Origin of the sequence: Paenibacillus sp. FSL R7-0189, from assembly GCF_037969925.1 — a bacterium.
Lineage (GTDB): Bacteria > Bacillota > Bacilli > Paenibacillales > Paenibacillaceae > Paenibacillus_AQ > Paenibacillus_AQ odorifer.
In genome coordinates, this window is record NZ_CP150223.1 from 1,427,078 (window position 1) to 1,439,136 (window position 12,059).

The 12,059-nt window shown below is 45.3% G+C and carries 9 protein-coding genes; 3 read left to right on the forward strand and 6 right to left on the reverse strand.

Annotated features, from left to right (window positions below):
* Window position 1 precedes the first annotated feature (1 nt).
* Entirely contained in the window at window positions 2–1,276 is a 1,275-nt protein-coding gene (locus tag MKY63_RS06155; RefSeq protein WP_339812030.1) for a helix-turn-helix domain-containing protein, read from the forward strand.
* An 87-nt stretch (window positions 1,277–1,363) separates the two neighbouring features.
* On the opposite strand, the gene thrC is transcribed toward MKY63_RS06155, so the two are convergent.
* Window positions 1,364–2,755: a threonine synthase gene (thrC, locus tag MKY63_RS06160; protein ID WP_076274016.1), complete on the reverse strand. Its 1,392-nt coding sequence runs from the start codon at window positions 2,753–2,755 to the stop codon at window positions 1,364–1,366.
* A gap of 248 nt (window positions 2,756–3,003) precedes the next feature.
* Window positions 3,004–3,507, reverse strand: coding sequence for a CYTH domain-containing protein (locus tag MKY63_RS06165; RefSeq protein ID WP_036680734.1), 504 nt, complete (start codon window positions 3,505–3,507; stop codon window positions 3,004–3,006).
* 545 nt (window positions 3,508–4,052) lie between these two features.
* On the opposite strand from MKY63_RS06165, the gene MKY63_RS06170 reads away from it, so the two are divergent.
* Both MKY63_RS06170 and MKY63_RS06175 read left to right on the forward strand, forming a co-directional pair.
* Complete coding sequence (locus tag MKY63_RS06170) at window positions 4,053–4,370, forward strand: transposase (protein WP_036683594.1); 318 nt, start codon at window positions 4,053–4,055, stop codon at window positions 4,368–4,370.
* Between the two features lie 11 nt (window positions 4,371–4,381).
* Window positions 4,382–5,245 (forward strand): IS3 family transposase, encoded by an 864-nt coding sequence (locus MKY63_RS06175; protein ID WP_256720322.1) that lies wholly within the window; start codon window positions 4,382–4,384, stop codon window positions 5,243–5,245.
* Window positions 5,246–5,535: 290 nt separating this feature from the next.
* Here the strand turns inward: MKY63_RS06175 and MKY63_RS06180 are convergent, their stop codons facing one another.
* The 4 genes from MKY63_RS06180 to MKY63_RS06195 all read right to left on the reverse strand — a co-directional run bounded on the left by MKY63_RS06180 (window position 5,536) and on the right by MKY63_RS06195 (window position 11,932).
* The gene (locus MKY63_RS06180) at window positions 5,536–6,501 is read right to left on the reverse strand and encodes an alpha/beta hydrolase (RefSeq protein WP_038574125.1); all 966 of its coding nucleotides are present in this window, start codon (window positions 6,499–6,501) and stop codon (window positions 5,536–5,538) included.
* A 215-nt stretch (window positions 6,502–6,716) separates the two neighbouring features.
* A complete protein-coding gene (locus tag MKY63_RS06185) occupies window positions 6,717–6,854 on the reverse strand; it encodes a hypothetical protein (protein WP_178420350.1) in 138 nt (45 codons plus the stop codon).
* 346 nt (window positions 6,855–7,200) lie between these two features.
* A complete protein-coding gene (locus MKY63_RS06190; protein WP_339812034.1) occupies window positions 7,201–9,354 on the reverse strand; it encodes an alpha-galactosidase in 2,154 nt (717 codons plus the stop codon).
* A gap of 25 nt (window positions 9,355–9,379) precedes the next feature.
* Window positions 9,380–11,932, reverse strand: coding sequence for a glycoside hydrolase family 2 protein (locus MKY63_RS06195; protein ID WP_339812037.1), 2,553 nt, complete (start codon window positions 11,930–11,932; stop codon window positions 9,380–9,382).
* Window positions 11,933–12,059 lie beyond the last annotated feature (127 nt).

Below are 12,059 nucleotides of genomic sequence, written 5' to 3' on the forward strand. Positions count from 1 at the left end.
AATGGATGTTTCCTTAAATGAGCAAATATCAGGTAAAATCGAAATGGAGCATTATACCGCATCTTTGTTTACTGCATACATTTCAGGTGCAGGCCTTTCAGCTATCGTACAGACAGCTGCTGAGCTACTGCAAAATCCCGTCATTGTATTTGATTGCAGCTTCAAAATTGTAGCTCACTCTGACCTATCCGATATCGACGATTACATATGGAGTGATAATATCCGCAAAGGTTATTGCTCTTATGACTTCATTGCGGCTGTGAGTAAAATGAACAGTGTCCAGCGTGGGAAACAAAGCGATGAATCTTATGAAGTAACCTGCGAGGAAACGTCAAACTCCAAACTGATCTCCAAAATAAAAGTAGCCGGCAAACAAATCGGCAATGTATTGCTTCTTGGATGCAAAAATCCTTTTCGCGCCAGAGATAACGAGCTGCTGTCCATCACCGCTACCATACTTGCCGAAGAGATGGGCAAAAATAGCTACTATCGCAACGCCAAAAATATAAAAGTTGAAGATTTTATCTGCGCACTGCTAGAGGAACAGCTTCAGGACAACCGGATCATTCAGGACAGAATGCGGAGTGCAGGATTAAAGTTCGGGAATCAGCTGCTTGTGCTGCTGTTTGATCTTACCTGGTATGAGGATTCAGGCCGTTATGATGATTATTTAAGAGAACGTTTGCAACAGCTTTTTCCGGGCAGTCCTTCCACCTATTATGATGGGCAGATTGTAATGATCCATGACGGAAATCTCTCCAAAGAGCTTGTAAATAAGCAACTGCAGGAATTTCTAACTCAAACCGGCATCTCGCTTGGCATCAGCAATATATTCACTAATCTTACGCAGTGTAGGAGACACTATCTTCACTCCCGAAACGCTATTCGGATCGGTTCCATTCTCAGCCCGCAGCAGCAGCTGACTTACTACTCAGATATCCAGCTCTATGAGATGCTCTCTGCTGATGTTGTGTTTAACGAGGATAATAACTACTACCATCCAGAGCTGCTCAAGCTTCAAGAATACGATACTGTGCACCAGTCCAATCTGTATCATACCTTTTACGTTTATCTCAAAAATAACCGGAACATGCAGATTACCTCAGACGAGCTGTACATTCACCGGAATACACTCAGATATAAGCTCGATCTTATTAGCAGACTGCTGGACACCGACTTTACCGATTCTGAAAAAATGCTGGCGTACTATGTCTCTTACAAGGTCGCTGCTTTTTGTGAAAAAGCTAGGGAGCAGACCCGTACGCCGCAACGTTAATGTTAGAAGCTACTATAAACGCACAAACAGCCCCCGTTCTTATCCCAAGAACGGGGGCTGTGCTGTGAAGTAGAACTGTATATGATATTACAATCCGTAAAAAGCTTGCAGCTGACGCACGATTTCATCCTTGTCATGATCCACTACGGTTTGATGTTGTGGCATCTCGAACAATGCTTTAATCTGTGCCGGGAATTCCTGCTTAATATCGATCAAAGTAATTGCCTCATCGAACTTAGCTGGATGTGCAGTCGCAAAGGTAATGCCAATCTCATCCGGGCCATTAAAGGCTTCGTAAGCCGCGATTCCACATGCTGTATGTGGATCAAGCAGGTAGCCATATTCTTTTTGATACTTAGCGATCGTATTCAAGCATTGATCATTCTTCACACCCAGCGCTGCAAAATCCTTCTGCACCTGCTGAAGCGCCTCGCCTTCAACCGTAATCTTGCCTTCGGTTTGCAGCTTGGACATATACGCGGATAACTTCTCAGAATCCTCGCCTACCAGATAATACAGATACCGTTCGAAATTACTTGCCACTTGGATATCCATCGAAGGGCTGTAAGTGCTTGTGAAATTACCTGGTTTGTATTCGCCAGTATTCACGAAACGCTCCAAAATATTATTTTCATTCGTAGCAATGATTAGCTTGTTAATAGGAAGTCCCATTTGCTTAGCCAAATAGCCCGAGAAAATATTACCGAAGTTGCCGGAAGGCACGCTGATATTAATCTTTTTCTCGTTGCTGCCATCAACATGCAGATATGCATAGAAATAATAAACAGTCTGCGCCAGAATCCGTACAAAGTTAATGGAATTGATTGCACGCAGATGATACCGACCTTTAAAGTCCAGATCTGCGAACAGATCCTTAATCACCTTCTGGCAATCATCAAAGTTACCATGAACAGACAGATTCAGTACATTGCTGTCGTCCACCGTAGTCATCTGCAGCTCCTGCACTTTACTTACCTTGCCGTGTGGATGGAGAATACAGATCTTGATGCCTTCTTTGCCGCGTACACCTTGAATAGCCGCCGCTCCAGTGTCCCCAGAGGTTGCACCGAGGATGTGGATGATTTTGTTTTGTTTTTTGGAAATATATGAATACAGCTCACCCATAAACTGCAGCGCTACATCCTTGAAAGCAAAAGTAGGCCCATGGAACAATTCAAGTACATATAAAGAATCATTTACTTGGTGTATAGGCGTTACTTCAGGTGTGCGGAAATTGGCATAACTGGTGTTGACCATTTCCTGCAGATCCTCGTAAGGAATCTCATCATTGGTGTAATAGGCAACAATCTTCAGGAACAACTCCTGATAGCTAAGACTTCTCCACTCTTCCAACGTTGCTGCTGAAACCACTGGAATCTCGGATGGAACCATCAGCCCACCGTCGTCCGCAAGTCCCATCAACACCGTATCAATAAAACCTTTAGGTTCCACATTACCTCTTGTGCTTATAAACTTCATGCTCATCCTCCTGAACCCCTCGTTAATATATGACAAGAATATATGATAAGAAGAAACAACGTTGTCGTCCTATATAGAAGACAACTGTTTCTCGCAGAAATATAAGGCTATTATAGTTGCACCACTTATAAGTTCTTATAATTAACTATAAGTTTCACCCTAAACGTTATCCTTAAGCTAGTTAGGGATGATAAAGCTATTTCTGCTTGTTTTCCCTATATACTACCACGTTTACGCGCTAAAGTCCGTTAATTCTTTGTCTTATTTTGCAGCTCTCTCCAGACTGTTTTGTTGCTGTATTGCCGTTCTGTACTAACATCCTTACCGAACCATTCCGGCTCTTTAAAGCTTTCCGCTTCCTCCAGAGATTCAAATTCAACCTCCAATACGGACAATTTCAGCTGGGAATATACGTCGATCTCAACCGTTGTGCCATTCCAAACCGCTGTAATTCGCTCTTTGACCAAAGCTACCGCATTTACCGCTTCAATCATCTGATTATATAAACCCTCTGAGATAAAATATTCGATCTCTTCGCGTTTGATCCCTTTGCCATCCTTAAACGTATGCGTGTAGGTTACCTCACCTGAGTCCAGATCCGTAATTTTACGCACACGAAGCTCTTGCCCTCCATCTATCGCCAGATACGTCTGATCGATATTATGACGGGTAACAATCTTCAATTCTCCCTTTTGAATCAGCTGCTCCGGAAATTCCGGCAGCAGAAACTTGCGTTCGATCTCCAAAGCCATGATGTTTCGCTCCTCTTCGTGTCATATATTTTTATATTAATAATCATCATAGGGGTGTGACAAACCCAAGTCAATGTGGATTATAGGGAAATAGGACATGCTCTAGCTAAAAAAAGGCTACCGTGGTGCTCATTGTGGGATTTATGGAGGTTGTGGGAGATAGGGCTCACCATAGATTACTGGAAACTACGGATAATTAGCGAGTCAGCCGGCAATCATTGGGAAGCACCATTCGATTAGTTGATCAGTGTGCACTGGCGGCTCCCCATTCGATTAGTTGGTCAGTGTGCACTGGCGTACTCACCCATTCGATTAGTTGGTCACGCGCTACTGGTCGGACTCACCCATCTACTTACGGACCGTATAGCCGCTATTTACGAAAAAAACGCTTTTTGGGGAAGCTATCGGACTCAGGTGCAGCTATTTACTCCAAAACACCCCATGCGGTTGCGATAATTAGTCAATAGCGTCGCTGGTGAAGCTAGAATAAAAAGTGGACAGTAGTTAACAGACTGGCGATAATGAGTCCACGGAGGTGTGTTCACATGGGAGAACATCGACAACGGTATAACGAAGAATTTAAAAAACAGACAGTGCAGTTCATTCAAGAGCAAACAAAGACAGTGGGCGACTTGGCGGAAGAGCTCAACATCCCAAAAAGTACCCTGCATCAATGGATGAGTCAGTATCGAGAACTAAAGAATGAACCGGCAGCTAGCGTGGATCGAGTACGGGAACTCGAGGCACAGTTGAAAGAAATGAGCCGACAACTTCAAGAAAAAGATAACAAGATTGCTGATGTGGAAGAGGAATTAGCGATCGTAAAAAAAGCAGTGCACATCTTCAGCAAACCAAGGAACTGAGATTCCAGTTTATTGAAAAACATCGCTCCGAGTTTCTCTTGGAGAAGATGTGCATGACCCTACATGTGTCACGGAGCGGGTACTACAAGTGGCGGACAGAAAAAAACAGTACGCATATGCTTCGTAAGGCTGCGATAATGAAGCGAATTCAGTATCATTTTGCAGACCATCAAAAGCGGTATGGGAGTCCGAAGATCACCCGCCTGTTGCATCAAGAAGGTTATACCGTTACCGAACGCACGGTGAGTGTGTACATGCGACATATGAAGCTTCGCTCCATTGTCTCCAAAACGTATCGCGTACAGACCACCGACTCCAATCATGACCATCCGATTGCCCCGAATACGCTGAACCAGCAATTTAAAATACTCAAACCCAATTCAGTATGGGTTACCGACATTACGTACATTCCTTGCCGGGGAGGGCGCTTGTACCTGGCTAGTGTGATGGACCTTTGCACGCGTGAAATCGTGGGGTGGCGCTTGGAGGACCATATGGAAACTAGCTTAATTTCGGGCGCCTTACAAGATGCTTACGAAGCTAAACAACCGGAAAAGGGTCTATTACATCACTCCGATAGAGGTTCTCAATATACTTCTCATGAATACACGAAGCAGTTGAAAGCGTATGGCATGGAGTCCAGCATGAGCCGCAGAGGTAACTGTTATGATAACGCCTGTATCGAGTCGTGGCACAGCATTTTGAAAAAGGAGCTCATTTATTGTAATCCACGATTCAAAACTAAGGAGCAAGCCTACCAGACACTTTTTCAATATATTGAGTTTTATTATAACCGCAAGCGAATGCATGGCGCGCTGGGGTATCTTTCTCCAGTTCGTTTTGCTGAGCAATTGACTAGAATGTCTGTTGCGTGACTGTCCACTTTCTTGACAGAGGTCCAGGAGTCCGAAAGTAGCCTCAATTGCCTCTTTTTTAGCAAATAAGGACTCCTCAGTCCGATCCGAAGCAGGGTACCTAGGAACCTAGCAGCAACCAAGGGAACTCTCCATTAAATGTAGCCGACGCCTTCTCATTCTTAACCCAGACCAAACCCTAAAGATTAGACCATTGTTAACTGGTGGCACTCCCCCATATCTTACCGACTAATAAAAAACCGAACGAAAATCAGAGGAAATCCTGAAATCCGGTCGGCTCGACGGCAAACTTATTTTATTTCTTTCATAAATGCCTGAAAGTCTTCTACGATTTCTTTTGCTTTAGTGCGATATAAATAATGTCCCTCTTCAAACTTCACTATTTTTCCATGTACAGAGTCCTTGATTTGCTTTTCATGCTCTGGTATCCATCTATCCGTTGCTGGTTGATTCGCTTGTATAAAGAAAATAAGAGGAAGATTTTTAGGAAATGTTAAACTTTCAGCTGATTTAAAATTAGAATACATCATTCCAGCTTCATTTAATTGGGTGGGATTAAATATGTTTTTGCGATTGATCAATCTCATTTGTTCTTTTGTTTTATCATCAAATGGTAGTTCAGCAATTGGGTCAGCACTAAATTTCATTTGCAATCTGATTAGACCTGATTTTTTGAGCAGATTTATAGTTTTTAATTCCGAAGCTTCGATTTTCCTCTCGCTTATCGATGGAACACTACTATCAAGCCCGACAAATGCACTCACTTCATTTTCATACTTGTTAACATAATCTAGTCCATAAATGCCTGAAATGGAGTGGCCCATTAGAATATAACGGTCAATATTAAGAGCCTGTAAAGCCTCATGAATTTCACTTACAATATTCTCTGTGCTGCGCTCCTTTTTGGTCAGATCACTTAATCCATACCCAAAAGGCTCAATCATGACGACTTTGTAAAACGGTGACAGCTCATCTATTAATGATTTAAAATCAAGAGCTGGCGCTGCTGTGCCATAACCCGGTAGTAGAACGACTGTTTCTTCACCTTTTCCTTGAATATAAACATTCATATTTTTCCCATCAACAGGTACTAACTGACCATAGGGCTCTATTTTACTCTGTTCCGATTTGTTGCTGATCAGATTAACTGTATAAACAATGGCGAGAAAAAGCAGGATTGCGATAATTATTGCTCCTATTACTTTAAGTAGTATGTTTAGTATTTTACTTGTTCTCGTGCCCGCCTTCATTTTCATTACTTCTTTTATTTTCAATCGTATCTTCTCCTGTCATCACCTGTGTATTGGACTGCCATAACTAACTGCTAATCTAAGATTAACCAATAAAGATGTACTCTCTATGACCTTAATATGAACGGAATATGAACAGGTAAAAAAGCTACAGCGTCTTACGCAAGGTAGCTGCACAGGATGTCATAACATAAGGAATATATGTGTATAGGCGGAGACGGTCAAGGCTGCCTTGCCATCCGCAGCTTCAGCTGGTTCAAATTCGTCATTGCCAACAAAAAAAGCAAACCACGAGCTAGGCTCATGGCTTGCTGGTGGCTTGCTCGTGTTTGCTCATGGCTTGCTCGTAGCTTACTCATGGCTTGCTCGTAGCTTGCTCATGGCTTGCTCGTAGCTTGCTCACGGCTTGCTCGTAGCTTACTCATGGCTTGCTCGTAGCTTGCTCATGGCTTGCTCGTAGCTTGCTCATGGCTTGCTCGTAGCTTGCTCATGGCTTGCTCGCAGCTTGCTCATGCCTTACTCGTAGCTTGCTCATGTCTTACTCGTAGCTTGCTCATGGCTTGCTAGTAGCTTGCTCATGGCTTGCTCGCAGCTTGCTCATGCCTTACTCGTAGCTTGCTCATGTCTTACTCGTAGCTTGCTCATGGCTTGCTCGCAGCTTGCTCGTGTTTGCTCGGGGTTTGCTTTCTGTTTATCTAATGAATTCTAATCCTGCACCTTCAATTTATAACATCCGCTAACAAAATCCTGCTGGATATCCGGCAGAGCCAGTCCAGCCTGCATTAGCCGATCACCACCGTAAACCTCACCACTCACCTCCAGAATATAATCCAGCTCCGGATTCAAACCATTCAGCTTCAGGCTACGGCGGGGCGGGTGCGGCACAGCCATTACCCGGAAGTAATAAACTAATGCCTCACGCTGATCATCGGACACGAACATCCATGCTGTCTCATTGCCCTCAAACGGGCTTTGCAGCCGGTACAGATTCCCTTGCTGCACAAGACTGCGGATTTGCTTATAGTTCGCAACCTGTTCCTTCACAATTTCCTTCTCTTCGTCTGTAAACTTCGTAAGATCCAGCTCATAACCGAAATTACCGGACATAGCTACATCTCCACGGAAGGACAGCGGGGTGATCCGTCCTACCTGATGATTCGGCACGGCAGACACATGCGCGCCTATCGAACTAACCGGATACACCAGACTTGTTCCATACTGAATCTTCAGTCGTTCCACAGCATCGGTATCATCACTGGTCCAGGTCTGCGGCATGTAATGCAGCATGCCTGGGTCGAAGCGGCCACCACCACTACAGCAGCTCTCGAACAGGATATGTGGAAATTCTGAAGTTATTTGCTCCAATAGCTCATACAGACCAAGCACATAACGATGTGCGGTTTCCCCTTGGCGTTCAGAAGGTAACTCTGCAGAGCCAATCTCCGTTAAACAACGGTTCATATCCCATTTCACATAACTAATGGGCACGGTCGAGAAAATCCGGGACAGTGAATCATAAATGTACTGGCGCACATCCTCCCGAGTATAGTCCAGCACCAATTGCCAGCGAGCTTCGCTGCGGCGGCGTCCCGGCACATGCAGACACCAGTCGGGATGCTTACGATAGAGCTCGCTGTCCGGCGAGATCATCTCCGGCTCGAACCAAAGGCCGAACTGCAAGCCTAGATTGTTCACGCGCTGCGCCACATCAGACAGTCCGCCCGGAAGCTTGCGCAGATCCTCCACCCAGTCTCCGAGAGAGGAGTTGTCAGCGTCTCTTTTGCCAAACCAGCCATCGTCCAGCACGAATAGCTCTATCCCGAGCTTGGCTCCTTCCGCCGCAATCGACTCCAATTTATCCGCATCGAAGTTGAAATAGGTAGCTTCCCAATTGTTGACCAGAATGGGCCGTTCCTTATCTCTATATAATCCTCTGCATAAACGGGTCCGGTACAAACGATGATAGGTTCTCGACATTTCCCCGATCCCCTCAGAAGAATACACCATCACTACCTCAGGGGTCTGGAATTGTTCGCCCGGCTCCAGCAGCCAGGAGAAATCAAAAGAGTTCAGTCCCATCGTAAACCGGGTCATCCCGAAGGAATCGACCTCTGCCTCAGCTTCAAAGCCTCCACTATATACAAGACTGAAGCCGTAGGCCTCTCCATGATTTTCATCCGTTTCAGGTTTCACCAGCGCAGCAAATGGATTTAACTGGTGGCTGCTCATCCCTCTGCGGCTCCCAATGGTCGTACCACCTTGCACCAGACGTCTACGAGTCAGATTACTTTCCCTTGACCAAGCTCCTGCCAAATAGATCATATCCATATCGCCAGACGAGAAATCGACACTAGTACTCAGTGCACGCTGCAATTGCAGCTGCGTTTTCCCCGCATTGGTGAACTCCACAGAGCGGGTGATTACGTTAGTATGTTCAAAAACTGTATAGCGCAAAATAACATTCAGCTTGGTGTAATCATCTTTAAGTGTAAGCTCCAACGTCTGTGCTTCTTGCGCAGACTCAACATATACGGATGGTAGACCCGGCAGTGAAGGTTTACCCTCAACTACCCGATACCCGCTGTATTTCAGCTCTGTAATACGAGTGCCGTCTTCGAGCCGAACTTGATAAGCAGGTGTTCTGAAATCTCCCGTCCCGTATTGTGGGTATTCCTGCGGGAGCCGGTCGAGACCCGTATTTCCTCCCAGATTCAACAGCCCTTCCAAATTGCTGTCACTACGCAGCTTCTTGCCCCAATACGCATGTGCCGGATAATCATTTACAAGCTGAAGAATGTAACTCATCCCTGCACTCTGTAAATGGAATAATCCCTTATCTTCCTGAACTAAAATCCCCATGCGCCAGTCCTTCTCTCCTTAGGATTTACAGCAAATCTTCGCTCACAAAATCAACCATCGATTGAACCTTTAGCCCTTTAGGTGCGGCAGGAATCCAGTCTTTTCCATCGTTCCCGCGTTGTGAGAACTCTATCGTCTTGGTCTGACCTGGGAGAAGGTCAAAATAATTGTCAGAGAATATTCCTTCGTCTTCTGAAGTCAGGTATACGCCTCTAGCTAATACATCACTGGTCACGGTGAAGCTTAATCCGCCACTCTCTGGAGTTTCCAGCACAGTAATTACTGAGCGCTGTAACGCAATTTCTTTTTCCGGAATAAAATAATGCAGCTTGTGATCTATCACCCGGCCATCCGCCTGCAAGCAAATTCCAAGCAATACATCACCCACCCCTTGACCTTCTAGCAGCTCTGCCACAGGAGAAGAGAATACGATAGCAGCAGAATCAGCTCCCAGCTCAAAGGGATGTGTCCACTCTCGCAGCACCGAACCGTTAAACTGATACAAAGTAAGCACCAGCTCAGCGCTCACTGCTGTTCTTAAATCAGATACGACATGAACGTCTACCTTCTCACGGTCTGTACCGTCGATAGACAACAAAACATCTTGGAAGCTTGAACGCACGGTATATTGCAGAGCTTTCCAGCGCCCGTTATAATCCATCCCCGCCCAAGAAGCCACCGGCCAGCAATCATTCATCTGCCAGTATAAAGTGCCCATACAATAAGGTTTATTTCTTCTGTGGCTTTCAATCGCGATTCGGATCGCTTCGGCCTGCAGGATTTGACTCATATATAAAAAGGCTTTGAAGTCCTTCGGCTGCGGCAGATACATATCCATATATTCTTTGATCAGCAGATTACCGCGACCATTCTTCTGATGTGCCAGCATCACCTCTGAGGTAAGCTCCATATCCTGCTCTTCTGCATAGCTCATTACGGTTTTCAGTTCCGGGAACGACTGGAAGCCGTATTCACTCATAAAGCGGCCAACCTTTGTATTATAGTTCTCAAAAGGCTCGATCCCGTGCCACACACCCCAGTAATGCACATCCCCTTCGCCCACAATCCGCGTCGCATGCTGATTTATATCGCCAGTCAGCTCCCGCAGCGGCGAGGACGGCCAATAGTCCACACCTGGATGGAATGCGGCTACAGCCTCCGGCAGAATACGGTGGAAGATTTTAATATAATCGGCCCACATTGTCGCTCTTTGCTCAGCGCCGAGTTTTTCTTTCCAGCCCCAGCCCATATTTTCCTCGAACTGTGACCAGGCCGAATCAATCTCGTTATTGCCACACCATAAGGCGATGCAGGGATGATTGCGCAATCTTTTGACGTTGTATTCGGCTTCTTTTTTCACATTCTCAAGGAACGCCTGGTCCCCGGGATACATACTGCAAGCGAACATAAAGTCCTGCCAGACCAGCAGTCCGTATTCATCACAGAGCTGATAAAAAATATCTTCTTCATATATACCGCCGCCCCAAACGCGCAGCATGTTCATGTTCGATTCTACTGCTGTGGCAATTTCATGCCGATACCGTTCCTCGGTTACTTCTGTGGTGAAGCTGTCATTTGGAATATGATTGGCACCTTTGGCGAAGACGGAAACTCCATTCAGCGCAAAAGAAAACGAAGCTCCTTTGGCATCACGCTCCCGAATCAATTCAATACTGCGGAGTCCGTTTTTTACACTTTTGCTAACCTCTACTTCCGTTCCATGCAGCAATTCCGCTTGGAAGGTATATAAATGAGGCTCTCCAAGGCCCCTGCACCACCAGAGCTTTGGTTCAGGTATAACAATATTCATCTCTAATTGCTGCTTGCCTTCCTCTAAAGTAACCGCTTGCATCCACTCCAAACCATCGGCACTTATTCGCAGCATTCCCCGCCAAGCAGCAGGAGCATCCACTTCTACCATTGCGGTCAGGCGAGCTTCTTCCTTAGCAATCACATTTTGACGGATATAGAGGTCAGTAATTTGAACGGTGTCACGTCCCACCAGAGATGCTGCACGCCAGATTCCACTGGTCAAGAAACGCGGGCCCCAATCCCAGCCGTAATGATAAGGTGCTTTGCGCGCAAAAATACTAATCCGCTGTTCATCTAATCCCCCAAGCTCGGATTGATCATTCGAGGCAGGCAGCGCATAACCCAGCTTCGCTAATTTCGGTAAATCTTCCTTAACCACAGAGCGGAACTTCACCCGTATATTATTTTCTCCAGTCTTCAGCTGCTCTTTGACATCCACTTTCCATTCCAGAAACATATTATCAGCAGCGAGCACATGTACATTATTCACGTACACATCTGCATAAGTATCCAGTCCCTCAAAAACTAGCTCCGTACATGCAAACTTCTGCCACTCTTCCCCCAACTGCAACGAGGTTTGATATTCCCAGTCCTTCTTATCGATCCACTGTAGATCATGTTCATTTGTTCCATAAAAGGGGTCTGAAATTTTTCCGTTCTTTAGTAAATCCGTATGAACTGTACCTGGCACTGTCGCCGGAAGCCATTCCTCATCACCACAGCCTCTAAAATCCCACTTCGCAAGATTCATATGCAAATGTTTCATAATACCTCCTAAAAGTTTGGTAAGCATAGACTTCTCAAAAATAGCATAAGACTCAAATTAATTCATTGAACCCTTTTGATATTCTTTGTATTTTGTTATCTTATTGTTAGGTACATGCTAATTATAA